At 67.6% G+C, this 24522-nt stretch carries 25 protein-coding genes and 1 tRNA gene; 14 read left to right on the forward strand and 12 right to left on the reverse strand.

Going from position 1 to position 24522, the window contains the following annotated elements; all coding sequences use genetic code 11:
• Positions 1-235: 235 nt before the first annotated feature.
• From IPI67_12740 to IPI67_12770, 7 genes are all read left to right on the forward strand, one after another.
• Positions 236-562 carry a four helix bundle protein gene (locus IPI67_12740; GenBank protein ID MBK7581067.1) on the forward strand — a complete coding sequence of 109 codons (327 nt, stop codon included), beginning with the start codon at positions 236-238 and terminating at the stop codon, positions 560-562.
• Between the two features lie 96 nt (positions 563-658).
• Positions 659-1135 carry a hypothetical protein gene (locus IPI67_12745; protein ID MBK7581068.1) on the forward strand — a complete coding sequence of 159 codons (477 nt, stop codon included), beginning with the start codon at positions 659-661 and terminating at the stop codon, positions 1133-1135.
• A complete protein-coding gene (locus IPI67_12750; GenBank protein MBK7581069.1) occupies positions 1132-1668 on the forward strand; it encodes a hypothetical protein in 537 nt (178 codons plus the stop codon). Before IPI67_12745 ends, IPI67_12750 begins: the two co-directional genes overlap by 4 nt.
• A 107-nt stretch (positions 1669-1775) precedes the next feature.
• A complete protein-coding gene (locus tag IPI67_12755; GenBank protein ID MBK7581070.1) occupies positions 1776-3341 on the forward strand; it encodes a beta-lactamase family protein in 1566 nt (521 codons plus the stop codon).
• A 105-nt stretch (positions 3342-3446) separates the two neighbouring features.
• Positions 3447-3518 (forward strand) — tRNA-Gly (locus tag IPI67_12760).
• 326 nt (positions 3519-3844) lie between these two features.
• Positions 3845-4267: a hypothetical protein gene (locus IPI67_12765; GenBank protein ID MBK7581071.1), complete on the forward strand. Its 423-nt coding sequence runs from the start codon at positions 3845-3847 to the stop codon at positions 4265-4267.
• A gap of 15 nt (positions 4268-4282) precedes the next feature.
• Positions 4283-4591, forward strand: a complete 309-nt coding sequence (locus IPI67_12770) for a hypothetical protein (protein MBK7581072.1) — start codon at positions 4283-4285, stop codon at positions 4589-4591.
• Here the strand turns inward: IPI67_12770 and IPI67_12775 are convergent.
• Both IPI67_12775 and IPI67_12780 read right to left on the reverse strand, forming a co-directional pair.
• Positions 4550-5086 (reverse strand): helix-turn-helix domain-containing protein, encoded by a 537-nt coding sequence (locus tag IPI67_12775; protein MBK7581073.1) that lies wholly within the window; start codon positions 5084-5086, stop codon positions 4550-4552. The genes IPI67_12770 and IPI67_12775 overlap by 42 nt on opposite strands.
• A 6-nt stretch (positions 5087-5092) precedes the next feature.
• Positions 5093-5290, reverse strand: a complete 198-nt coding sequence (locus IPI67_12780; GenBank protein ID MBK7581074.1) for a hypothetical protein — start codon at positions 5288-5290, stop codon at positions 5093-5095.
• 139 nt (positions 5291-5429) lie between these two features.
• On the opposite strand from IPI67_12780, the gene IPI67_12785 reads away from it, so the two are divergent.
• The 4 genes from IPI67_12785 to IPI67_12800 all read left to right on the forward strand — a co-directional run bounded on the left by IPI67_12785 (position 5430) and on the right by IPI67_12800 (position 7714).
• A complete protein-coding gene (locus tag IPI67_12785; GenBank protein MBK7581075.1) occupies positions 5430-5681 on the forward strand; it encodes a hypothetical protein in 252 nt (83 codons plus the stop codon).
• Entirely contained in the window at positions 5629-6114 is a 486-nt protein-coding gene (locus IPI67_12790; GenBank protein MBK7581076.1) for a hypothetical protein, read from the forward strand. The genes IPI67_12785 and IPI67_12790 overlap by 53 nt, the downstream gene beginning before the upstream one ends.
• A gap of 353 nt (positions 6115-6467) precedes the next feature.
• A complete protein-coding gene (locus tag IPI67_12795; GenBank protein MBK7581077.1) occupies positions 6468-6941 on the forward strand; it encodes a hypothetical protein in 474 nt (157 codons plus the stop codon).
• Between the two features lie 62 nt (positions 6942-7003).
• Positions 7004-7714 carry a hypothetical protein gene (locus tag IPI67_12800; protein MBK7581078.1) on the forward strand — a complete coding sequence of 237 codons (711 nt, stop codon included), beginning with the start codon at positions 7004-7006 and terminating at the stop codon, positions 7712-7714.
• Between the two features lie 31 nt (positions 7715-7745).
• Here IPI67_12800 and IPI67_12805 read toward each other — a convergent pair whose 3' ends face one another.
• The 8 genes from IPI67_12805 to IPI67_12840 all read right to left on the reverse strand — a co-directional run bounded on the left by IPI67_12805 (position 7746) and on the right by IPI67_12840 (position 19819).
• Complete coding sequence (locus IPI67_12805) at positions 7746-7982, reverse strand: hypothetical protein (protein MBK7581079.1); 237 nt, start codon at positions 7980-7982, stop codon at positions 7746-7748.
• 41 nt (positions 7983-8023) lie between these two features.
• The gene (locus IPI67_12810; protein ID MBK7581080.1) at positions 8024-8632 is read right to left on the reverse strand and encodes a hypothetical protein; all 609 of its coding nucleotides are present in this window, start codon (positions 8630-8632) and stop codon (positions 8024-8026) included.
• A gap of 61 nt (positions 8633-8693) precedes the next feature.
• On the reverse strand, positions 8694-8873 hold the full coding sequence (locus IPI67_12815) for a hypothetical protein (protein ID MBK7581081.1): 180 nt from the start codon (positions 8871-8873) through the stop codon (positions 8694-8696).
• Positions 8870-9859, reverse strand: coding sequence for a serine/threonine protein kinase (locus IPI67_12820; protein ID MBK7581082.1), 990 nt, complete (start codon positions 9857-9859; stop codon positions 8870-8872). The genes IPI67_12815 and IPI67_12820 overlap by 4 nt, the downstream gene beginning before the upstream one ends.
• Before the next feature lie 60 nt (positions 9860-9919).
• Entirely contained in the window at positions 9920-12058 is a 2139-nt protein-coding gene (locus tag IPI67_12825) for a DEAD/DEAH box helicase (GenBank protein ID MBK7581083.1), read from the reverse strand.
• Complete coding sequence (gene brxD / locus IPI67_12830) at positions 12055-13407, reverse strand: BREX system ATP-binding protein BrxD (GenBank protein MBK7581084.1); 1353 nt, start codon at positions 13405-13407, stop codon at positions 12055-12057. Before brxD ends, IPI67_12825 begins: the two co-directional genes overlap by 4 nt.
• Positions 13404-16175, reverse strand: a complete 2772-nt coding sequence (gene pglZ / locus IPI67_12835) for a BREX-2 system phosphatase PglZ (GenBank protein MBK7581085.1) — start codon at positions 16173-16175, stop codon at positions 13404-13406. Before pglZ ends, brxD begins: the two co-directional genes overlap by 4 nt.
• On the reverse strand, positions 16172-19819 hold the full coding sequence (locus IPI67_12840; protein ID MBK7581086.1) for a hypothetical protein: 3648 nt from the start codon (positions 19817-19819) through the stop codon (positions 16172-16174). Before IPI67_12840 ends, pglZ begins: the two co-directional genes overlap by 4 nt.
• A gap of 81 nt (positions 19820-19900) precedes the next feature.
• Here IPI67_12840 and IPI67_12845 point away from each other — a divergent pair, with 81 nt between their 5' ends.
• Positions 19901-20104, forward strand: a complete 204-nt coding sequence (locus IPI67_12845) for a hypothetical protein (GenBank protein ID MBK7581087.1) — start codon at positions 19901-19903, stop codon at positions 20102-20104.
• Positions 20101-21243 carry a zinc-ribbon domain-containing protein gene (locus IPI67_12850; protein MBK7581088.1) on the forward strand — a complete coding sequence of 381 codons (1143 nt, stop codon included), beginning with the start codon at positions 20101-20103 and terminating at the stop codon, positions 21241-21243. Before IPI67_12845 ends, IPI67_12850 begins: the two co-directional genes overlap by 4 nt.
• A gap of 18 nt (positions 21244-21261) precedes the next feature.
• Here the strand turns inward: IPI67_12850 and IPI67_12855 are convergent, their stop codons facing one another.
• Positions 21262-21690, reverse strand: coding sequence for a hypothetical protein (locus IPI67_12855; GenBank protein ID MBK7581089.1), 429 nt, complete (start codon positions 21688-21690; stop codon positions 21262-21264).
• Entirely contained in the window at positions 21691-22830 is a 1140-nt protein-coding gene (locus IPI67_12860; protein ID MBK7581090.1) for a hypothetical protein, read from the reverse strand.
• A gap of 404 nt (positions 22831-23234) precedes the next feature.
• On the opposite strand from IPI67_12860, the gene IPI67_12865 reads away from it, so the two are divergent.
• Positions 23235-24482 carry a hypothetical protein gene (locus tag IPI67_12865; GenBank protein MBK7581091.1) on the forward strand — a complete coding sequence of 416 codons (1248 nt, stop codon included), beginning with the start codon at positions 23235-23237 and terminating at the stop codon, positions 24480-24482.
• Positions 24483-24522: the final 40 nt, after the last annotated feature.

The raw sequence follows: 24522 nt of genomic DNA on the forward strand, positions 1-24522 counted from the left end.
GGGCAAGGGGCAAGGGGCAAGGGGAAAACCGGGAAGCGAGGAGCGGGGAGCGAGCAGTGGGGAGCGAGGAGCGGGTGGGGACTGCTCGTTCGGTAATTGATTTTGCCGCCGTGCTCGCGTGGGTCAAGGCCGAGCCGCGGCTTCGCCGCGGTGCTCGCTGCGCTCGCAGCCTTGACCCGCGCTGTGCGCGGCAGCGGGACGCGAGCGCTCCGAACGAGCAGGAAGAGAGACGCGAATGTTGAGGATCTATTCGGTGGTGCTGGGGGTGATTCGGGGACTGCGACCGGTGCTGGCGGTCGTGGAACGCAAGGACGGTGACCTCGGGCGGCACCTCAGGCGGTGCTCGGCCAGTGTCGGTTTGAACTTGGAGGAGGGCATGTACTCCAGGGGACGCAGTCGCGCGGCGAAGTACCATGTTGCACTCGGCTCCGCGCGCGAGACCCTCGCGTGCCTCGAGGTCGCGGAGGCGTTCGGCTACATCCGGGGTGTCGACCCGGCTCTGCAAGCGGAGCTTCGGCAGATCGTGGGCACCCTGGTCCGCCTGGTCGAGCGGGCGGTGTAAGCTCGCGGATCTCGCGGGATTCGCCGCGGGCCCCCATCAAAGCGTATATACGTCGTTTCCAAAGACGTATGCACAGAAATGCGCTACCTTGTCTGCGTGTTGGTCGCGATCGCACGCCAGCTCGACCACTGGCTCATCGAGCGGAGCGCTGAGCTTCGGGGCGATGGCCTGCCGGCCTACGCGCACGCCGAAATCAAGGTTGTTGGGCAAGCCGCCTTGCTCGAGGCTGGCGTGCCCTTGCAGCTGGCGGCCACCAAGGACGTCGATGTCCGCGCCAGCTATGAGTTTGCGGTCGAGCAGGAGTTTCGACGCTTGCTCGAAGAAAACGGCAGGGTGCTCGATCCCGTCGGGCACGAAGCCTGGATGCCGAGGGAGACCCGATACACTGCGCTTTACTCTGGCAAGCTCGTCACCCTGCTCGTTGCCGATGCGGATGCAATCCTGGTGTCGAAGGCACTGAAGGCCCCGGCGAAGAATCGTCCACTGATCACGGAGTACCTGGCGAAGGGCGCATCGACGCGGTTCTTCGACCTTGCGAAGCGGTACGGTGTGGACCTGGAGCAGTTCACATGAGCCTGACGGGAGCGGAGCTCCAGGCGCGCGCGAAGAGGCGCTTCGCGCAGCTTCAGCGCGGGCGGCGAGATCCTCGCTACGCACGAGTGCTCGGCCGGTTGTGTGCCTTGGGCCTGGTCGTGACCAACTTCGAGGTCGAACGCTACACGCGCGCGATCACCATCGATGACGCGCTGTGGGTTGGCAAGCTCGAGCCGCGAGTGTTGGAGCTGCTGCCGGCGCTGGTCGTGAAAGCGCCCGCGCTGTTCGTCGATGCCCGAGCGCTGCCCCCGGATCTGGCGCAGGCCGTTCGTGCGCTCCGACGCGGTGAGCCGCCCGAAGATTTTCGCGGCATCCCCGGTCGGGACCTCGTAAAGTGGCTGCCCCGCGTGGGTCGAAAAGACAAGTTGCCGAGCCTGACGAAGGCCTTTCGGCTGCGACAAGAAGACCTGAAGCTCCTGGCTCGTCTCAGCCATCAGCTTGGAATTACCGAGACGGACGTGGTGCGCCGCGGCCTCCGTAGCCTCGCCGCGTCTGAGCTGCTCGACGACTGAAGCGGGTGCCGCGCTCGCTTGCCCGTCCTCTCTGCTCTTCGCGCTTTGCCCCTCCCCCTTGCGCTTTGCCCCTTGCCCCTTCTCGCTTGCCCGTCGAAGGTCGTGCCGTGCTCTCCCGTCGCAGGTGGTTGCTCGGTGCCGCGGCGCTCGCCGCCCCGCTGCCGGGCTGTTACGCCAAACCGCCGAAGCCGTACCCCTACGCAGCCACGCCAGAGGAAGAGCTTCGCGAGCGCGTCGCCGCGCGGGTCCGGGCGTTTCAGGCGAGCGCGCCCGACGCCGGAGTTGCCGTTGGCATCTGGCGAGACGGACGCCCGAGTGTGTTCGGCTTCGGGCGCACGACGTATCACGATCCGCATCCGCCGAACGCGGACGCGCTGTTCGAGCTCGGTTCGCTCGCCGAGACCCTCGTCGGTGTCCTGCTCGCTGAGATGGTCGCCCGAAAGCGTGCGGCCTTCGATGGCCCCGCGCAGGAGCTCCTGCCGCCGAGCCTGAAGCTGCCGGCCGATGGCGGGGGGGAGATCACGCTTCGGCAGCTGGCGCTGCACACCTCGGGTCTTCCCGCAGTGCCCGACCTCGAGCGTGTCGCCGGGGACGAGGCTGCGCTCACTGCGCTGTTGGCGAAGGCCAAGCTCGAGACGCCACCCGGTGCGCGCTTTCAGCCCTCGAACCTCGGCATTGCGCTGCTCGGGCACGCCCTCGCGACGCGTGAGGGGCGGTCCATCGGCTGGCTCTGCAGGAATCGCATCGCCGCGCCCCTCGGCATGCTGTCGACCACGACCTTCGAGCGCGACGCCGCGTTCGACGACAATCGCCTGGTCGAGGGGAGGGACGCTCGCGGCGCGCGCGTCGCTCCGCGCTTCGACGTGCCGATGTTGTCGGTCGGTGCGCAGCGCACGAGCTTGAACGATCTCTTGCGGCTGTTGCAGGCCGTGCTCGTGCCGGGGCAAAGTTTGCTCGGCGCGGCGATCTTCTCAGCCATCGACCAGCGTCGTCCACTCGGTGATGGAACCGAGGTCGTCATCGGTTGGCGCAGTGACCCAGCTCGCGGCGTGCTCTGGCAGGCCGGGTCGTCGCCTGGGTTCCGCGCGGGGCTGTGGGTCGAGCGCCAGAGTGCGCGGGCCATCGCGGTGCTGGCGGCCTCCGCGAGCATCGACGTGCGGGCGCTACTGTTCGAGCTCGCGCGAGAGGAGGCGTTGCCGTCGAGTCGGGCGATTGCGCAGGGCGGTCCGGTGGTGCAGTCGCTACCGCCGACCGCGATCCGTGCCGACGTGGTGATCGACGGCAAGCTGCGTTTCGCGGGGCATCGGGTCGAGAGCGTCGTGGTCAGCCCCGGCGACGCACTGCGTGTGGTGTTGTACTGGCAATGCCTCGCGCGCATGCCGGAGGATTTGCAGGTGAGCGTCGTGGGCATGGATGAGAGCGGGCGCGAGCGGCTCAGGGCGGATCACTATCCGGCAGGGGGTCGGTACCCGACGTATCGATGGCGGCCGGGTGATGTGGTGGAGGACGAGCTCGTGGTCGTGGTGCCAGCGGGCTACGATGCGGGTCGCCTCACGTTGTGGCTTGGCCTGACCGGCTCAGGGCGCCCGCTCCTGCCGGGGCCGGCCCGGGACGTCGATCTGGCCGGTCGCATCCGCGGACCGAGCGTCGAGGTCGTCCGTGGATCCCCCTGAAAAAATGCCCTTTCCGGCACCGGCCCAGCGCCCGCCGCAGGCTCCCCCGCGGCCCCAACCCGCGCTTGACACGCTTCGGGCCGAGCGGTAGTTACACGCCCTTCCGCGGGAGTAACTCAGCGGTAGAGTGCCACCTTGCCAAGGTGGACGTCGAGGGTTCGAATCCCTTCTCCCGCTCCGAAAGATCGAGTGTGAAATCCGCCGGTTGAGCTTCAGCGCTCAGCCGGCGTTTTTCGTTTTGCCTCCTGTGCATACCCCGATGCATACCCCGGGCACCTGGGTTTGGGGTTCCGCTGTGGACTTGCCGGAACTGCGCGAGCGACACCACGCGGGCCAGGCTGAGCCGCATCTCGTCGGCGCTGACCGTCGAGTAGCGGCGCTGCATGGCCTCCGTGGCGTGACCGGACACCGCCCGCGTCACCACGTCCGAGACCTCCGCCGCGCGCGCCAGATCCTGGAACGTGCGGCGCATGGCCCGGGGCGTGACGCGCTTCTGGAGGCCCATGGCCTTCGCCACGGCCCTGAAGGGCTTGTCCAAGGCCGAGCGCGACAAGAAGCCGCCCACGGTCGAGGGAAAGAGCAGGTCCGAGTCCTGCATGGGCCCTTCCGGGAGCTGCTCGACGTGCCAGCGGAGGATCTCCATCAGCTCGTCGGGCAGGCTCAGCCTCTGGTGGCGCTTGGTCTTGGTGGTGTTCATGACCTCTTCGCCCACCGTCTGCGAGCGCCTGATCAGCAGCACGCCGTCGTCCCACAGCACGTCGGGCTTGCCGCCGCGCCGCCGCAGCGGACGCAGCGTCGACGGGCGTGACCCCGTCGCGATGCCGATGGCCGTGATGGCGAAGTACTGCGGGAAGAGGGCTCGCATCTTCGCGAGAAAGAGAGGGACCTCGTCGGGTTCGAGCGCATTCGGCTCTTCTTCCGAGTAGGTCTCCCACTCGCTCGTGTCGAACGGTTTGACGCCCAGCATCGGGTTCCGCTCGAGCTCCAGCTCCGCCACGGCCGAGCCCACGATGACGCGCAAGACTGCGAGCCACGTGTTCGCGGTGTTCGGAGACAGGTTCTCTTCGTGGATCCTCTTGCCGAGCTCCGCGCGCCAGCTCTCGATGTGCTGGCGCCTGAGCTCGTTCAAGGGCAGGGCGCCGAAGCGCGGGATGAGGTGGTGCTCCAAAGTGGAGCCCCACTTCTGCCGCCCCTGGGCGCTCTTGATTTCAGCGGTCATGATCTTTCGCTCGAGCAAGGACACGGCGTAGTCGCAGAAGAGCGGCGTCCGAGGACTCGGCTCGATCACGCCCGAGGCGTGTCCGACCTCCTCCCAGAGCAGCTTCTCGGCGACGCGCGCCTCCGTCACCTGCGGCAGCGTCAATCGAACTTCTTTCCTTTTCCCCGTCTGCGGGTCGCGGAATCTCCGGCGAACGAGGAATCCGCCCTCCTTCCTCCGAAAGACCCCCGGCAAGCACGGCCGCGGGTCGAGCCAACTGTTCCACTGCTTCTTCCATCTCACTTTGTCCATCGGTGGCTCCCTGTGGAGGCGCACCTGGACGTTCCGGATCCAGAGTACGCGGGGCCTCGCCTCGCAGGAAGGCGTCGAGATCGCTTCGTGACCACATCAGCGTCCCGCCGCCGCCGCGGCGTCCCACGGGCTGGATCCGGCCTTCCAATTTGGCCTTTCTCAGCGCGGAGCCGTCCCGATACCCGAGGTATCGGGCGGCCTCTGCCGTGGTCAGGTAGGGACGCGCCGCGGACATCGGCGCTCACTTCTTGGGCTCGACCAGCGGCTGCTCGGTGGTCGCCGGCCCCGACAAGTAGCCGGCCTCGATGAGCACGCGGCGGGCGCGGTGGCCGGCGGCGCCACGGACGGGATATCCGTGATACAGTCGCAACAGACTTCGCGGATCTACGTCGGCTTGGACGGCGAGACGGCGGAGGGTCGAGGCGTCGATGCTCTTCATGGTGGGGTCTCCAGGACCGCATGATGCCCGCGCCGAATCCGGTCACTTCGCCGTTTGCCAAACCCCCAAGCATGGAGTGATCTCGCGGGGTTGCTGCGCGTCCTGGCCCAGCGACGGCTGCCGCGTCAGAATTTCCGACATGGATCGGGACGACCTGACGACCGAGCGCGCGCTCGCCTGCGAGCTCCTCAATGAGCTCGGCTTCGACGGCGATCGCCTTGCCAAAATGCGCCTCAACGGACCGGTTTGCCCCTGGCTGAACGAGGCCGAGCACCGGGCGCTTCAGTGGGTCTTCACGAACTTCCCCGAGCGCGGCGGCCCGGCCGTGAGCTTCACCCATGCCGCTCGGCGCGTCGCCCGACACGCCGGCGCAGGTCGGCCCCGACGCTGACGGCATGCTGCACTTCGCGCGCACGCCGGACATCGTCGGCTCGGCCGGCTCGATCCTGCACTGGCGCGGGATGCTTAGCGGGGCGGTCATGATGGACATCGCGTCGGCAACGCGGGCCCAGGGCGGCCGCCGGTCGCCGCTGGACCTGCGGGCGGTGCTGCAACAGCTCGGCATGGCAATCGAGCGGACCGCCAAGGTCCGCCTAGCGAATCCGCCGCGCACAGCCCGCTGCGTGGCGCTGCTCCTGATGGTCGATCACGGGCAGCAGGCGTTCCATCAGAAGGTCATGGTCAACCCCGAGGTGTTTCCGTACTTCGATCCATGCCATCGTGACCGTCGCTGGAAACCCAGGAAGCGCGCATTGCTGCGCGCAAGGCCGCGAGCGCCGAGGTGGCGCCGGTGTCGCGCGGCGTCTTCCGCGTGGCCACCGTGAAGCTCATCAACGCAGAGGTCCGTGAGCTGATCCGTGATCGGCGCGGGAGCACGCCGTCCGTCGTGCACTCACCATGAGATCCTCTCGCGCGTGACGGCTACGAGCGCTTGCTCGGTCGAAGAAGGCTGTCCAGAATGGCTGTGATCTTCACGGAGGATCACCGTCATGAATGCGAGCTTGGAGTCTGGATTCGCGAAGAACACGCCTGAACACACCGCGTTTGGTGGTCCTGCGCACCCCGGTTTGGTGCACCTCAGGTGGCCGCTTTGGTGTACCAAGCGCGCTACCAAACACGCGGTTACGGCAGTACCAACGGCGCGGCGCGAGCGATGCCATAACGGGACGCAGGCGCGATGAGCCCGGCGACCACAAGGGAGCGCCTCAAGGTCATCGCGTCCTTCGGCACGCGCGGCTGCACCCCGGCCGAGTTCGCGGGCAAGGCGTACGCCGACTCGAAGGAGTGGAAGAAGCCCGTGCGCCGCGGCGGCATGCGCGGCGGCAAGGTCATCCGGGCCGCGGCAGGGGTGCTGGGCAGGCTCAGGGCCGGGAGGCTGGTCGAGAGCCTGGACGGGCGCTTCTGCATCACCCAGGCGGGCAAGGAGTACGTTTCGGGGCAGCAGCCGGTCCAGCCACCCATCGCCGCGCTGCCCCCGGCCAACGCCCACCCAGCGCCCCGGCAGTGGGTCCAGGCGCCGGGAGTGCCGGGGGGGTGGCTGTGGTGGGACGGGGCGAGCTTCTGGTGCCGGGATGCCGCGGGGCGGCTCTTCTACTGGGGCCCGCCGGCGAGCCCAGCGACGCAACCGGCTCGAGGGGCAACTGCACGCTGACGTAGGATCCCGTCAGGGGTCGCTCCGGCCCTAAAGGCTCGGCCTGCAACGGGCGTAGCTTCATGCGAGACCAATACGCCGGTGACCTCTCGGACTTGATCAAGTTCTCGCTGTTGCGCGCCTTCGGGAGTGGCGGTCGAAGATTAGCGGTCGCCTGGTACTACGCGCCAGGACACGACGGCCGAAACGACGGTCGTCACGTTGAGCACCGGGCGGAGAAGAGCTGGCAAGCGCTGGACCCGACCGTGCACCACGCTCTCGCCCGCCTGCGGGAGCGGACCGTCGCTGCGCTCGAGCGGCTCCCCATCTGGCCGGCAGGCACACGGTTTCACCGAGACCCTGTTCCAAGGCGGGGACGCGACAAGTGGGTTCACGGCATGTGTCTGTCCCTCGCAGACACTGACCTCGTGTTCCTCGACCCTGACAACGGCCTTGGACGGCACTGGCAGAAGCATGCCCGGATCGACGACCTAGCTGAGCTGCGGCAGAACAACCGGGCCCTCGTGTTCATCAAGTTTCCGCATCGAATGAGCTCCTACGAAGCCCAGATCCAATCTCTGCATGCGCTACTTCGATCGACCGGGTTCAGGAGTCCGCTCACCGTGAGAACGAGTGTTTCGGTGCTCGGGGCGGAATCGCAGCGCCGGGTTCCGCGCGCACGGTTCTTCACCGTGGTCGGAGCTGACGCTCACCTGGCCCAGATCGCCGAGGCGTTTGCCGCGCGGGTCTCGGCGATTCCGTTCGCCAGCGCTTCCGTCATCGCGGAGACCTGACGCGGGCGCGTACAAAGCGCCGGGGAGTCCCTCAGCGAACCAGGTAGCGCTGCTCAAGGTAGTCCAGCCAGCCCCGAGGCGCAGCGTCCGCTCCGGCGAGCTCCCGGGATTCCTGGATGAACCGCTCGAAGGTCACAGGCAGAAATGTCCTTCGCCGGTCCGGCACGATGAGCTCCAAGTGAGCGCTCGCCGCCTTCGCGTAGTGCTCGTTGCCCTCGGGGTAAAGCAGGACGGACACGAACTCCTCAACCGCCGTGCCGGGTTTCATCCGGAGAGCCTCTCCCAATAGCTGATTCCGCCAGATCTGCTTCAGCTCGCGCGTGCGGAGCGCGCGTCGAGCGCGCCCTCGATGTAGAGCTGAGCTCGCTCGTGGATCCGGTGGTACGGCGAGCTCTCGGCGAACATCCGCGCGCGTTCGGTCTTGCCCCAGGCGTAGGGGCCCTCGGTGTACTTCACCTCTATCCCGAGAGCCGCGCGGCGCCCGTCGGCCAGCGCACACTCGACGTAGGCGTCGAACGAGGTGTTATCGGCCAGGTACTCGGCCTTGGGTTCCGGCGCCCACTCGATGGCTATCTTGACCAACTCGGCGACATCCAGCCGAAGCCACCGCGCGAACAGTCGCGGGGCCCACGGCAGGTCGCGTAGGGGAACGAAGAGGTTGAACGGGATGTGCTCGCTCCGCAGCATGTCGTGCCAGAGCGGCGTGTCGGCTCTACGGTAGCGCTGCTCTACCGACGTGAGCATTCCAGGCCAGTCGTAGAAGTTCTTGCCCGCGATCGCATCCGCAGTCGTCAGCCGGTTTCCGTACTCTCGATACCCGGCCGAGCGGAGCTGCTCCACCCGGAATCGAGACTGGTGACGCCGGGCGCGTGCCTTGAACGCGTCGTCGCCGGAGTATTGGGGGCCAAGACTGGTCATCGGTCCGCCGAATCAGCTCCCTAACATCGACGCGGCTCGCGGTCCCGGCGGGTGCGGGTTGTCAGAATGGGATGTCGTCGGAGTCCGCTCCCCCGAGCGCTTGTTTCGTTTCAGTGGGGCGGATTAGCTCCTCGATCCGTGCAAGGTTTCGCTCGGCCCACGCCGCGCCTGCATCCAGCGGCCGATACACCGAGAACGGTTCGCTATCGTTGTAGCTTTGCTCCTTTTGTTCCTCGATCATGTGCCCTCAGGAGAAGCCACTCTGAGGGCAAGAGACGTCCTCAGCCTGGTCTGGCGGCCGCCTATCTCTTGTTCGATCGCGTAGAGCGCGACGGAATGCGTGCTGGTCGGGCAGGCGCCGACGATCACGCCCAGTACTCTCGCTTGGTCGTCCGTCAAGTCGTGGGGAGACTGCGATGGCGCGTCACCGCGCCGGAGCGCACGCACATCCTCCACGAGCTCGGTCGCCGAGCTGTACCGCTTGTCTGCTTGAGCAAGGCAACGCAGGAGCACTCGTTCATAGGACTGCGAGATCGTCACGCTGGAGCGGAGGTTGGACTCCCAGTTCACGCCCCTGGGGGACATCCCAGTCAGCAGCCAGTACCAGCAGGCACCCAGGCTGTAGATGTCGCATCTGGGATCCAACAGCTGAGGATTTTCGGTCAGCTCTGGCGCGCTGAAAGCATCACCCGCAACTGCATCGCTACTCTTGGTGAAGCGCTCGCCCTTCGGATCCAGGAGCGCAGCGACTCCGAAGTCCAACACTCTCGCGTCGCCCCGTAGGGTCATGAGGTTCTGCGGCTTGATGTCCCGATGAACGATTCCGCACTGATGCGCATATGCGAGCGCGTCGCCGACGTACTCGATGAATGGGAGCACGATTTCCGGCGTGGGCTGGCCGACGCGGCGCGCCGCCGCCAAGTTCATTCCGGTGAAGTACTCCATCAAGATGTACGGGCGTCCTTCGTGTTCACCAACGCCGTAAATCGGAACGATGTGAGGATGGCGAAGCCGAAACAGCACCTCCGCTTCCCGGAAGAACCTCTTCGTCGCCGTTTCGATGTCATCGTTACCGATGCTCGGGCTGAGGAACTTGACGGCAAACTCGAGGTTGACTCCTTCGAGCGTCGCCACGTGAACGACGCCAAAGCCCCCGACGCCAAGTTGCTCCCCGACGATCAGCTTGCCCAGCTGGACACTGGTCCCTGGCGGTGGTCCGCGCGACATGCCATCAGCCTACTCCAACGTCGCGTTCCGCGCCGAGCGCCACGAGTCGGGCGAGCCGGGTCAGCGTGCGCCGGTTTGACCGCCGCTGGTCGCGGTCGGAGGCGCCGACAGTGCCCGCCTCGCACCCTCCACATCCAGCACCTTCTCGACGACCAGCTCCGCCAGCAGCGCCTCCGGCAAGCACACCTGGAACTTCGACACCCTCGTCCGGCTGGGATCCGGCGCCGCCCGTAGCGCATCCTCCGCCGTCGGCCTTTCGTCGGCCTTCCACCGCGCCAGCACCTCCCGCACCGCGGCGCCGCTCTTCGCCGCGTCGCCCTCGAGCTTGATGGCCGCGTTCGTCGCGACCACCTTCTCGCCGAGCTCCTGCTCGAGCATGCCGCGGAGCAGGGCGTTGGCGCCGCCGCCGGCGAAGTTCCACCAAGTGATGCGGTCCGGGGCCTCGATGAGGGAGCTCTCGCTGCCGCGCAGGTGCTCGAACTCCGAGCGCAGCGTGGTCATCACGCGCGTCGCGCGCTCGGACCAGGAGTCGTCGCGCTCATCCGAGACCAGCAGCTTCCTCATCGCCTGGCATAGGTCGTGGGACAGGTGCCTTGCTTCACCCTGCCAACGGGGGGTGCGGCCCCTGGGAGATGGGCGCACGACGCACACACCGCGGTCCCACTCGACTGTGATGATTTCCCAGGATTTGCCGGCCAGCATGAACGAGCCTGGGTTTGGGCCGTTGTCGATGGCCGCGAGGAAGCGGGCCTCGACGGTGCCGACCTCGTCGGGGCCGGCGCGAACGGTGATGTCGCGGGGCGCGTCGAAGACCGCGTAGAGCTCCTTGAAGTGCGCGCGGCCGAAGCGGCGCTCGCCGACGGGCCCGAGCCAGAGCTTGCCGCTGTGATCGGCCAGGATTTCCTGGGAGAGCATGTGGTCCACGATGGCTTTGCGCTCGGCGGACCCGAGGCGCGAAAACGCCGCCGACCCGCGCAGCCAGTAGTCCACGTCCTGTGGGAGCACACCGTCGAGCTGGATGCCCAGGGTCATGAGCTGGTGCGCGAAGATGTGCGAGGCCCGGGAGCTCGGCTCGACGGACTCGACGAATCCGTCGCGGAAGAGCTGCACCAGGGCCGCGGCGCCGAGGACGGCCATCTCGTCCAGGGCGAGGAACGTGCAGTTGGGAGTCATGTCCGGGCGGCGGCCGGTGCGGCCCATGCGCTGGAGGAAGCTCGCGACCGTTGCGGGAGCGTTGATTTGCAGGACGTGATCGAGATCGCCGACGTCGATGCCCAGCTCGAGCGCGCTCGTGGCCACGATGACGCAGTCGCGGCTCTGCTCGAAGGCGCGCTCGGCGTCGCGACGCGCGGCGGCGGAGAGCGAGCCGTGGGTGACGTAGGAGATGACGCCGCGGTCGTTGAGCAGATTGCCCAGCTTTTCGGCTTTGCCGCGCGAGTCGACGAAGACCAGGCGCTTCTTGCTGGGGTGGAGCCGCTCGATGGCCACCGCGGCGGTCTCCATCGAGCCGACGTAGTCGATGTCGAGCTTGGGCTCTCTCCGCGAGCCCTTGGGGTCGACGACGGCGCCTTGGCGTTCGGAGCTGCCGCGGATCCACCCGAGGATTTCCTCGGGATTGCCCACGGTCGCCGAGAGGCCGATGCGCTGCACGTCGTGGCTGGTGAAGCGGAGGATGCGCTCGATGACCGCGCTCAGGTGAGCGCCCCTGTCGTCGTCCGCGAAGGCGTGGATCTCGTCGATGATCACCGCGCGGAGCTTCGCGAACAGCTCGCGCGTGGGGACGCTGGAGCTCATCAGCATCGCCTCGAGGGACTCGGGGGTGATGAGCAAGATGTCGGTGGGGTCGCGCAGGAAGCGACGGCGCTCGCCGGGGCCGACGTCGCCGTGCCACTTGAACGAGCGGCGGCCAATCAGGCCAGCCAGGCGCGCGACGCGGTCTTCCTGGTTGTTGAGCAACGCGCGGATCGGGGAGAGGTAGATCACCGAAACGGGGCGCCAGTCTTCGGTGTCCATCTGCGACAGGATGGGGAAGAACGCGGCCTCGGTCTTGCCACCGGCGGTGGGCGCGAGGACGACAGCGTTCTTGCCGTCGAGAATGGCGTCGATGCTCTGTTCCTGCACCAGCCGGAGCTCCCTCCAGCCGAGTGTGTTCGCGATCTGATACGCGAGCGCGCTGGAGAGCCGGTCGAAGGCGCTCAAAGGTTCCGCGCTCCTCCAGGCGGCTTGATATCGACGTCCAGGGCAATGTCGTCGGGGGACTTCGCGATGCCCGCCGCGCCGCGCTCCTCGTCCGTCAGCTCTTCCGCTTTGACGATGAGCGGGTAGTCTTCCCGTGGATTGAACTCCGGATGCTCGTCCACGCGGTCCAGCACGTCGACCACGCGCTTGAGGTAAATGCGCGGCGCGACGCCGACCTTGCCGCCGAGCTTGCCGGCGACGCCCTGCGCGAGGGTGTGGAGCAACGCATCGTCGACCTTCGCGTGGATTCGGTCGCTAGCGGTGGACGGGTAGAGATCGCGGACGCGCTTGCCGACCTCGACGAGCTTGTCGAGGTCGAAGGGCATGAGCCGGAGCTGCGGCGCGCGCGCGCTGTCGAAGCGGGTGTCTTTCGCGAACTCCGTCGCGAGCCGCGAGGCCAGGGCAGGGGCGCGTTGCACGCCCTGGGGCCCGTCGAAGAACTGCGGCGTGCCGGTGACGAGAACGTACAGGCCGGGGTAGCGGCTCTGGTACAGGTCGTCCACGAACTGTCGGAGCGCGTTGAGGCTCTTCTCTCGGCTGTCCGCGCGCACGCGCTGGATGGTCTCGACCTCGTCGAGCACGAGCACGAGCCCTTTGCGCCCCGTCTGCTTGAGCACTTCGAGCAGGCCGCGGAAGAATCCGGAGGCCCCGTCGTGGTCGATCTCGCCTTTCAGCGCCGCGGCCCGCTTGATCTCGGCGCCGACGTTCGGCTGCCCCATCAGCCAAGCGATCAGGCCCTCGGAGATGGCGTGCTCACCGCCGACGCGCGCGGCATGGCAGCGGCGGAGCGCCGCCGCGAACTGAGGCTGGGTGGCGCTGACGGAGGCGAGCCGCTTTTCGAGCAGCTCGCCGACCGCCCGGCTCACCGCCTCGGCGTCATGGCCGCTCACGTGACCGCCGGTGAGGACTTCCTCCTCCAGGTTGTAGAACCAGCGATCGATGAGGGCTCGGAAAGCGCCTTCGGACCACTCCTTGGTCTGAAGCCCCTCGATCGCGCGCCGGTAGACCGTTTCGAGGCGGTAGAGCGGCGTGTCCGTCTCGGAGATCTGGACCAGCGTGGTCGCAAAGCCGCGTTGGCGGGCACGGTGCTCGAGCCAGCGCGCGAAGAAGGTCTTGCCGCAGCCGTATTCGCCGCGCACGGCCTTGAGCATTCCGCTGCCCGCGGCCACGGAGTCGAGCTCCTCGTCGATGTGCTTCTCGAAGCGGTCGAGCCCGACGGCGAAAAGCTCGAGGCCCCGCTTCGGGACGACGCCGAGTCGCAGGGCGTTCACGATGTCACGACGCTTCAGCGGGCTCGCTTCGGTGCTCACAGCTTCACCTCGAACTGTTGCGCGAGCTTCTCGCGGTCCAGATACACCTGCTTGTCGACGGGACTGTGGCGCAACACCTGGTAGCCCTCCAGGTTCAGGACCTCCTGGAGCGACGAGACCAGGCCGGCGACGCGCCACTCGAGCTCTCCCATCGCGGCGGCGAAAGCCTGTTCGCCGGACGCTCCGTTGCGCGAGAGCAGGAAGTCGACCGCCATCACGACCTTTGCGCGGCGATCGGCGCGCGGGCAGATCTTCTTCAGCACGTCGGAGGTCGCGAAGGCCGATTCTTCGATGGGCGGCGCGCTCGGCCGGCGCTTCGACGGCGGCGGAGGGGCGACGAACGGCAGTGTGGCTTGCTTCGGCTTCTGCTTCTCGGGCTGACGCGGGGCGGGAACCGCGACGTCGAAGTGCCACCACGCCGGCACCAACGCGGGCCGTGGCTCGAGCGCAGGGTCAGCGACCGAGACCCCCGCGTCATCGCAGCCGATCAGCACGCAGGGCGCGACGACCTCCGCCAAGGTGGCGCCCCCATGCTCGCCCGCATGCGCGCCGCCGCCGTATCGCGAGGCGTCGTCCGCCAGCAAGACCACGCCGTGTGCGCCGCGCGGCGTCCAGACTCCGCTCCCCGCGAATGCGGCCTCGCCGTCGGCGACGGGATCGGCGGGCGATGCCCACGGGCGCCAGCGAGCGCCACCCCCCGCGAGAGCGCTCACGGTCTTGAACCGATCGGCGGGAACGTGCCCGTGGTCGCTGGCGAGGAGCACGCAGCGACCTGCGGTGCGCGCCGCCTCCAGGAGGTCCGGCAGCGACGCGATGTTCTCGGGCTTCCAGTCGGGACGGTGTTGGCTATCGCCCTTGAGCGCGGCGTCGATGGCGTTGATCACCATGGCGACGACTCGCTTCGAAGTGTCGGCGATGAGGCTCAGGGCTTCCGAAGAAGCACTTCCGCCCGTGGTGTGGCCCTCGGAGCGCAGCAGGAGGCGCGGGGTCTCGTTCTTCTCGCAGAAGCGCAGGATGTCGCGGTGGGTCTGGAAGCGCTCGGGGTCCTTCGACGTGTTGCCCGCATCGCCGGGCTTCATCGGCTTACCCTCGAAGAAGGCCGCGCGGCTCACCTCGGTGATGGTCGGTAGCGATGCGAAGACGACCGGGTAGGCCCCGCTGCCGATGCGGCCCTTGGTGCTCGCGTGCCACGCGAGCGGGCCCCACGCCGCGGCGCGATTGCCGAGCGCCTGCATGAGCTCGACTGCTTGCGCCCACGCCATGCCGTCCAGCAGGAGCACGAGCAGGCGCCGAGAGGCATCATCCTCGAGGAAACGCGCAGCTACGCGCGACAAGGCTTGGTCGATGGGAAGGACCTCGGTGGCGGGGCGGCCTGCGTCGTGCCAGGAGCGGAGGCTCTGCGCGAACCGCCGGTCGAGCCCGGTGCGCGCGAGATCGGCCGCTTCGACCACAGCCTGCGCGCCGCGACCCAAGGCGGACTCCGCGCTTCCGCGAGCCCAGCGGCGCGCCCAGTCCACGTAGCCGCCTTCTTCCGAGTACCAGCGACCGAGCGCTTCCGCCGCCGCTTGTGGCGTGGGCGGGTGATCGAGCTCGAGCCCGCTCTTCTGCGTGAGCCACGCGGCCAGGCGTACGGCCATCTCGGCGCGCTTCACCACGGCCGTCTGGTCGCTGTCCTTGAAGAACAGGTGACCGTCGAGGGCGCGCAGGGCGCGGGCGGCGTCGGCAAACGTTTCGGGGGTCGCATCGCTCGCGCACGCTTCGAGCGTACGACCGAGCTGCTCGAGTCGGGCGGTCCAGGCCGAGGGCAGCAACGGGTGCGCGGCGATCCAGGCGCGGATCTCGGGCTCGTCCACGTGGGTGTCCGCGGCACGCAAGATCGCGCGCGCCTCTCCGGGCGACGCGCGCTCGACCAGGCGCAGGCTGCGCGTCGCGCTGCCCGCTAGCCCCCTGACCACGCCGTCCACGTTTGCATCCGGTACGGTCACGCCGAGCGAGTGCTTGAGCTTCTGCTTGAGCCAGATCCACGCCGCCGCGTCGGGGCGATCCACCAGCGCTTCGAAGATCAGCGAAAACTCGAGGAGCAAGCGGCCGCGGCCGTTTTCCCAGCCGTTCCAGATGATCGGTCCGACCGGGCCGAGCTGGCGTGCGAGGTGTTCGAGCAGGGCGGCGCGCACGCCCGGTCCGCCATCGCCGCCGAACATCGCTGGCGCTTTGGGGAAGCTCGCGTTCGTCGCGGCCCAGGCCATCAGTGCGTCCACCGCGAGCTCGCCGCCTCCGCTGAGCCCCCAAGTCTGATCGAGCCACGCGCCCCACAGCTCGTTCAGCGTGAGCCGACCCCCGGTGATACTGAACGCCGGCGGCGGCTTCTGGTCGAGCAGCAGCCCCACGAGCGGCGAGCGCAGCACGGCGTCCTCCAGCTCGCGCACTCCGAACATGCGCCGCACGCGCGCGTCCACTCCAATGCGGTGGACTCGCCCGTTTTGAACGAAGCGTCCCGCGAGATCGATGGGGATGTCGCTGGACCACGGCACCAGAAACGCGACGTGGGACTCGATATCGTCGAGCGGCGGCAGGTGCTCTCTCAGCTCGAGCTCGCAGCGAACCGGCAGGACACGAAAGCGGAGCGACTGGTCCGTGCTCACAGTCGTGGGCTCACCCGTTCCGTAGAACGCTACCAGCGTCGACTTGCGGGTGGTCGTCGGGCCGTACAGGCGATCGAGCGCGCCCTTCAGATCTTCATGGGTCAGATGAGGGAGCTCGCTGGTCATGGCTTTTTCGGCCAGGAGACTTCGATTTGCCCCGACACCATCACGTCGTCGCCGTGCGCCCCCACTTTCTGCTCGAGCTCGGCCAGCGACTCACGCAGCGCTTGAACGGCGGCCTGTCCTTTCCCGGCGATCTGCCGCGCCTGACGTTCGCGTCCGGGCGCTTCCAGCGCCGGCGCTCGCGGCGTGAGCAGGCGCTGCCCCTCGACCGCAAGCTCGCGAAGGCGTGGCGCCAGGTGCTCGTTGATCTCGTCCTGCCGCAACGCGCGCTCCACGCGCTCGAGCAGCTCGGCGGCGCCACCGAGCGTGGCACGCTGGGCTCGCAGCGCGGCGAAGACGTTGAAGATGATGTCGTCGGAGAGCACGTCTGCCGTGGCGCCCGCCGTCGCGATGCTGGCGCCCACGGCTCGCGGGCTCGTCTCGGCCACGAACGAAGCCAGCAGCTCCACCTGCGCGAGCCCCGACTTGCCGCGCAGGCCTGCCCACAGCACGTCGGCTGAGCGTGCGGTTTTCTCGCGGTCGGTGTCTCCGAGCCCGAGCTCCGCCCGTCGCGCGGAGAGCGCAGTGACCAGGCGGCTGCACGGCTGAGAGGCCTTCCCCGCGTGCTCCTCCACGGCCGTCTCGAAGCGCTTGAGGTTGTCGGCGTGCAGAGCGCGACCGCCGAGGCTGAGGCCGAAGGTGTGGCCCGCCAGCCCCAGCGCTTTCTCCCAGTCGGAGGCGCTCGGCAGGTCGGGCTTCTCGAGCACGACCTCGTCCGGGATGTCTTGCCCGGGCTTGGGGAAGAAGGCCTTGCCGTAGAGCGAGAAGGTACGCTGGGCCCAGCGTGCATAGCAGCGCACGACCAGATTTTCCGCGCCGCGTTCGAGGCCCATCTTTCCCGCTTCGTCGAGCCAGTCGCGCACCTCCGCCGCCGTGGGCGCGTCCACGCTCTTCCGGAGGCGGCTGCGCTCGATCTCCTGGAGCTTCAGGTCGTCGATCAGGTGAACCGCGCCCTCGGTCACGCGCACGAGCCCAAGCTCCTGCAACGTGAGCCGCATCTCGTCGGTGAGCGCTTTGTCCGCGGCGATGCGCTTGTCGGTCGCATCCACGATTTCCCCAAACTTCTCGACGAGGGCGTCGATGCGCGCCTTGGTGAGCGGCTTGGCGGACGAGAACTTCGGGTGTCGCGGCCAGCGTGCGTCGAGCGCCGCGCGGGCGTAGGCGTCCAGCGCGTCGGCGAGCTGCGCGGCGGCGGGCGCCTGGAGCGTCGCGCCCGGCTTGAGCAGCATCAGGTGCTTCGCAACGGACGCGGACGGATCGAGGTCGCCCTCCCTGGCGGTGGCGAGGCCGTAGGCCTGCTCCAGCACGTTCAGGATGCGCGACTTCTTCTGGTTTCGAAGGTTCTCCAGATCGTTCAGCGCTCGGCTCTGGTGCTCGGTGCTCAAGTCGGCGACAGCCTGTCGCTTCGTGGCGCTATCCGAGAGCACGTGCTCCAGAATCGTCAGCTCCCCGAGCAGGTTGTTGACGGAAGCGCTGAAGAAGTGGGGCAGCCACGCCAGGGTCCAAGAGCCCCCGCTCTCCTCCATGAAGCGCTCACAGATTTCGACGTCTTCGTTGGGTCCGTGGCCCGGATCGTCGAACGGGTAGTCCACGATGACGCGCAGGGCGTCGGAGTCCGGACAGCGGAGCTGTTCGCCGCCGAGCTTGCGAACGTTGGCGAAGCGCAGGTGTGCGGGACGCTTCGTGCCGCGCCACTCGACCTTCTGGTCGATGCCCCAGTCCGCGACCTTCTCGACGCCGAGCGCGTCGAACAAGAGATCCCGGAGCACGCGTTGTCGCGACCCAGCGGTGTCCGACGAGCGGTAGCGCTCCAGGATCGGGCCGAGATCCACCCCTTCGAGCTGGATGCGCACGGAAGGATCGGTCTGGTTTCCGACGTGAACCTGGCCGATCACGCTGGCCCACTGCCGCAGCTTGCCCGCGACCTGGGCGCCTTCGGTTCCCGCGATGGGCACCTTGAGCGTCCCGTGGTTTAGCTGCGCGAGGCGGCTGGCGGTCAGATCCTTGAGCGCGGGCACCTCGGGAACCAGCGCCGCGACAATCAGGGTCTTGATCAGGCGGTTGTCGGTGCGACACGCCTTTTCGCCACAGCTCGAGCAGCCCAGGCGGATCGGGTGGCCATCGCGCATGCGCTGGCAGCGGTCCGGGGTGTTGGTGCCGTGGGTCTCGCGGATGATGGGCAAGAGCTGCTGCTTGTAGAGATCCTTGGCGCTCTTGAAGCGCGCCCGCATCACGCCGTCCGCCGGTTCTTCGCTACCCGCCAGCACGTCGAACAGATCGCCCACGCGCACGACCTCGCCGAGCATCAGATCGTCGATGTGCTCGACGAGGAGCTCCATCAGGAGCTTCAGCGCGGTGCGCTGCCGCTGGAGTGAGCTCGACAGCGCGACCAGCGCTTCGACCAGCGCCGGACTGAAAGGATAGAGCTTGCGGAATGCCTCCGCGTCCTGCTGCCCGAGCAGGGTTTGCCAGGACGCTCCCGCGCTGCGCTTCAGCGTCTCGAACGCGCCATCCAGCGCCTTCTTTGCCTCGTCGCTCTTCGGGCGCAGCATGCGCCGCTCGATGATCGCCGGCAGGTTCCGGTCCTCGAGCGCTATGGTGTCGTAGCGGCCCTCCCAGTGCTCGAGGGAGCCTGCGAGGCGCTGCGCTTCCGCCCCCGCGTAGTCCTTGCCGCACATCTCCACCAGGCTGCGCTGCCGGGCGATGAAGCTGACGAGCGGCAGAGCCCGCGCCGTGTCCTGCGCCTCGACCAGCTTGACCATCTTCTGCACTTCGTTGTGCAGCCAGGCCGAGTCGCTCGCGCGGTGCGCCAGCCACAAGATGAGCTCGTCCAAGAACAGGACGACGCCGTCGTAGCCGAGCTTCCGCGCGTGACCCGCCAGCACCGCCAGCCCGGAGTCGATGTCCACGAACGCGCGGCTCTCTTCGGCCCAGGCCTGGAACCAGGCCTTCACCAGCGCATTGAAGAGCTCGGCGCGAGTCTCGAGGACATTCGAGGCGGCCGCCTGCTCGAAGCGTTCACGGTCCCAGCCCGCGGCCAGATCGCCCCAGCCCTCGCTCGCCGCGGCGCCTTCGTTCATGTGGGCAAAGAAGCGCTCGTCGCCCAGGCGATCGAGCATCCGGCGCGCGTCGGCGAACAGCCCCTCGTCCGCGAACAGCGCTGGGATCGGGGCGTCAGGGTGATGCTTCTGCACCCACTCCACGTACGTCCCGAAGATCGCGCGCTCGATGCTCTCCTCCGCGATCATGTGGAAGTGGAGCTGGAGCAGCTTCGCCTTGCCGACGAAGCCGTGCTTGGCGCGGAGCGCGTGCAGCTCGGACTTTCGCCACGCGGCCTCGTTGCCGTCGAGCAACAGGCTCAGGAGCGCCATGAAATGCGACTTGCCGCTGCCGAAGCTGCCGTGGAGGTACGCGGCCTGGCTGCGCCCATCGCCGAGCGCGCCGCCCACCAGGCCGAGCGCTCGGTCGAAGGCATCGACCAGCGCGGGCGTGACGACGTAGGTGTCGGTCGTCTCCTGCGGGTGCTGCACGCCCTCCGACAGCTTGACGACGAAGTCGCCCTTCCGAACTTGGTCGGGCAGATCGAAGAGGTCTTGCACGCGGGTCATCGCGGTCCCCAAGGGCCAGGCCGGGAGGCGCAGTTAGGGCGTCGAGACTACACGGTTTGTGGGAGAATTGGGTGCGACACGATGCGGCGCACGAAGCCATCGAAGTGCCCCGATTGTGGGACCGGCAACGTCGTGCGCATCATGCGCGGCGAGCCGACACCGGAAGCCGAGGCGCAGGCGCAGGCCGGTCTGGTGATCCTCGGCGGCTGCATCGTGTTCGAGGGACAGCCAAGGTGGGGCTGTACGGCGTGCGGAAACACGTGGATGAGGAAGCCACGCCGATGACGGCTGGAGCGCGAGCGAGTCGAAAGAGCCTGGCCGAGCGCTACCCACGCCTCGCGCGGGAATGGCACCCGACGCGCAACCGACCCCTCACGCCCGGCGAGGTGGCGCCCGGGTCCGCAAAGCGGATCTGGTGGAGGTGCTCCGTCGATCCGACCCACGTTTGGAGGACGGCGCCCTACAATCGCACGAGCGGGAGCGGCTGCCCGATGTGCTCGGGGCGTGTTGCCACACCGAGCACGGCACTCGCCGCCGTCTCACCCGAGCTCGCGCGGGAGTGGCATCCGACCGCGAATGGAGACCTTCGGCCGTGCGACGTGCGCCCAGCCTCCAATCGGCGTGTGCGCTGGCGTTGCCGCGAAGATCACCGCCATGAGTGGGATGCGCCGGTCAACCGCAGGAGCGCCGGGATCGGTTGTCCCTACTGTGCTGGCCGGCGTGTCGCGCCTGGTGCGTCGGTCGCGGATCGATTCCCGGACGTCGCCGCCGAGTGGCACCCGTCGCGCAACGTCAAACAACCCTCCGAGCTCACGCCGGGCAGTCAGTATCGCGCGTGGTGGCGATGTCGGCGCAATGCGCGGCATGTCTGGCAGACGGCCGTGGTGCATCGGACCACCGGAGGGCAGGGCTGTCCGATCTGCTCGGGCCGGCGCACGACGCCGGCGACCTCACTTGCAGGCAAGCACCCAAAGATCGCGCGTGAATGGCACCCGGTCAAGAACGGTTCGCTTCAGCCGACGCAGGTCAGCGCCCGAAGCCACCAGCGGGTGTGGTGGCTCTGCTCGAAAGATCCGCAACACGAGTGGCAGCGCGCTGTCTCCACGCAGACGGCCGGCGGTGCGCTGTGTCCGTTTTGCTCTGGCCGGCGGGTCTCGCCCACGAACTCGCTCGCGGCGCTGCGCCCGGACCTGGCGCGCGAGTGGCACCCGACCAAAAACGGCAAGCTGGGCCCGGCGTCGGTCACCGCGACAGCGCCACGCCGCGTCTGGTGGCGCTGTCAATGGAACGACCACCACGTGTGGAGCACAAGGGTCTATTGCCGCTCGCGAATGAGCACCGGCTGCCCGTTCTGCGCCGGGAATCGCCCTGGAAAGCGCAAAAAGCGGAAGCGCGTCAAGGTTCGCGTTCCGCGGATGGTGTGAACGCCAGCCGCGCCTGGTTCACCCAGCAGGAAGCTCATCGGGCGGGTGCAGTCGGCCACGCTCGTTGGCGAATCGGGCCAGGCGCGCACCATGTGCCTCGACCTTGCTGTTCGTCAGGGTCGCAAAATCGACGACGGCGTGCGCGGGGTCGGGGCACGGTTGTTCGCTCAGCGGATCGGCGAGCGCAGGCAGACCGAGACTCGAACACTCGCCGACGGTCACCGCCCAAGTCCCCGCGGAACGGAACTTCTTGCATTCTGTGTGGAGCTGAAACGCATCCTCCGCGGTCGTCAACGCGCTTCGGGCGACGGACAGCTTTCGGTGGTCCTTGGGTGTGGGCCGGAACGCCTGGCTTCCAACGCGCCCATCACGGATGAACCCTGGATTCACCTGTCGAAAAAGCAGCTCTGCCGCGTCGTCCAAGGTGCCTGTGTTGGCATCCGCCATTCAGTCCTCCCCCTGGAGATGGCTAGAAAGGAAGGCTCCGAGCCGCGCCTCCTGACCTGGGTCTGCCGTAGTGAAATCGCGTTCGTGCATTTCGTCGGCGTCGAGTCGCACCGCGCGCACCTCAGCCGTCTTGTGCGCGGGCTCGAGATCCATCGAGATTTCCCAATTCGGTCGTGACCACTCCGCGCGAACTTTCCCCTCTGGGGTCGGGTAGACGTAGGGCGTGGGCAGGCAGAAGCCGTCGATGATTCCGCGGAGCAACTTTGCGCTCCAGACCAGCGCAGACTCCTCGAACCTCGTCCCCTCGCCATCGCACCACCCATCGGAAAGGCCTCGGAGCGAAGCAATCTGCTCGTCCACCGGGATGTTGCAGCCGGGCCGGCCGGTTGCCACGTCACCCTCTTCTGCCGCGCTGACATCCGACGCTTGAGCCACTCGCAGCAGCTTGCCTTCCGCGTCGAAGACACCCGTTCCGGAGACTCTTACGGCGCTGTCTCGCTCCAGTGATCGAACGACCTGCGAGAAGAACAGGCGGGACGACCGCACCGGTATGCGCCGATCGGTTCCCAGCCGAATCTCGAAGGACTCCTGGTCTGCGTCGGTCTCCCTCACCACTCCGACGAGCTCGATCTCTTCCTCGTAGGTGCCTTGCGAACGGAGCAGGATCGAACGGCGCGCGTGCCGGTCATAGACGGCTCCCTCGCGCTTCCCGGCCAACGCAACTACGACCGACTCGTCGTCGCGCAGCGTCCGACCGAAGGAAGCGAAACGCCCGACCACGTCGGGCGTGAGCCAGCTGGGCTTTGGCTCGTTGTCGGGCAGTTCGGCAATCGCGCGCTCGACCGCCGCACGAGCGTTGTCGAAGAAGTCACCCGGGAACAGCGGTAGCAGATCCTGCTCGCGTTCGATGATCGGTACGGCGCTCCCGGCCTCGATGCGCGAAAGGGTCAGGCGGAACGAGGCGTCGAAGCCTTTCGGAAGCCGCACCCTGTTCGGGTTCGCCTCGAGGAACAGCTGCTTGGCAACAGCCACGACGAGGTCGCGATATGCCGCCAGCTCGGGCAGAGCCTCGAGCGGCATGGCGGCGCCGTCGAAGCGCTTGCCTCGGAAGATCAGCGTGGCGAACGGGACGCGACTCATTGTGCCTTGAACATCCGTAGCCTACCGCGTGTTCCCGCCGCACGCCCAGGTCGAATCCGCCTCCCGCCACGCAGGCTCGCAGGGCACTCCCGCGGGCGCGAGTGGCCCCGGGACGGTACTCGGTCAGGCGAAGCAACGGAGGTGGGTGAAATTAACGACCGCACATCTGTGACTTTCGAGTTGCCTCGACAGCCCGCTGTCGTCCGTTACCACGGTCGAGCCGTGCGGTGGGCCGAAGCGACGAAGCCGCGTCAGTCCACCAGCTCCGCTGTGGCTCAGCGCCTGCTCCGCGCGCCCAAGCGGCATCCGGATCTCCAGTCGGCCCGCGCCGGCTGCCAAGAAACGCCGTGGTACTATCCTCATCGTTGAGAGGGACAATGGGTGACCACGAGTCCAGTAGAACCGTGTTGCCATTGTCCGCAGCCAGGCCCATCGAGCGCGCGGAGAGCGACTTCGCCGGCGCGGAGCTCACGCTCGTGTACGACCGAGCGACTGAGGATGGGGCGTCCAGTCGGCGACTGGTGCTCGGCATTGTGGAACTCTTGCACGACGGACTCGAGTTTGGCCCGCAACAGCCGGAACGACACGGCGATGGCTGCTGTCGATTCGACAACCACGAGCTGAACGTACGACGTCTGCGCTTGGGCGTGCGCGACGCGATCGAGTGGTACCGTGCTTGCGCGTCAGGCAAGGGGGTAATCCCTCCGATGGCCCACGAGCGCCTGGGCAATCCCGAGGGGTTTGTGCTCGACCTCCCCGCGCTCGGGGAAGAACCGCCATGGCCCACTCTCGCGCTGGACGAGAAAGACGAGTACTGGGAGGGAGCGCGCTTCTGGGGAGCCCGGCCCGGCGGGACGCGGCGCCATCAACTCGTTTCAGAGGATCCGGAGTTCGTTTTTGGGGGATGGCCCGAGGGCTCACGGCGCAAAGCGCGCGAGTGGCTCAGGTCACAGCTCGCGATTGACCTGTTCGAGCGCCCGCGGTTGCTGGGGTCCATTCATCTCGTTCTGACGAACCCCGTGTTCGGGCAGGTCATGCTCCGGCTGAACAGCGAGGATCGGCGGCAAGTATTTGTCTCGATCCAGACGTGGCCCGGAAAGCCGCTTCCCGGGCTCATTGCACGCGTTCGCGAAGAGAGAGCGATCGGACGCGCAGTCGACGAAGCCGTCGCGCTGAATGGCAGGCACGTGACGCTTCAATTTCCACACGAGCCCCATCTCCTGGACCTGATGATAGAGAGTGACGGACATGGGCCGCTCTTCGCGAGTGGAACGAGAGTATTCATTCGGCAGATCAGCACGAGTATTGGCATCGTCGGAACACGCCGAAGCGTCTCAGTGCCGGGTCGCTCACGTGCGAGGGGTCCGGAGGTCTACACGGTGGACGTGGCTACTTCCACGCAGACGGTCACCGTTGGTGAACACTCGCTGCCTCGCGCTCTCGCGACGCTGTTGCGCGAAGAAGCTGAGGTCCAGGGGCGTCGCGACTCGAAGAAGCTCGGACAGCACTGGTTTAATGGAGAGACCGACGAAGCGACCCGGTTCGTCCGGGACCTCATCGGCGGCGTCCGTCAAGACGCGCTCATTGTCGACCCGTACTTCGGGTACACCGAACTCTTGCGCTTTCCGTTGATGCGATTGGTGATCTTGTAGGTGTGAAGGCTTCCCATGCGGGGAATGCGAGAAGATGCCC

The organism is Myxococcales bacterium (assembly GCA_016706225.1).
GTDB lineage: Bacteria > Myxococcota_A > Polyangia > Polyangiales > Polyangiaceae > JADJKB01.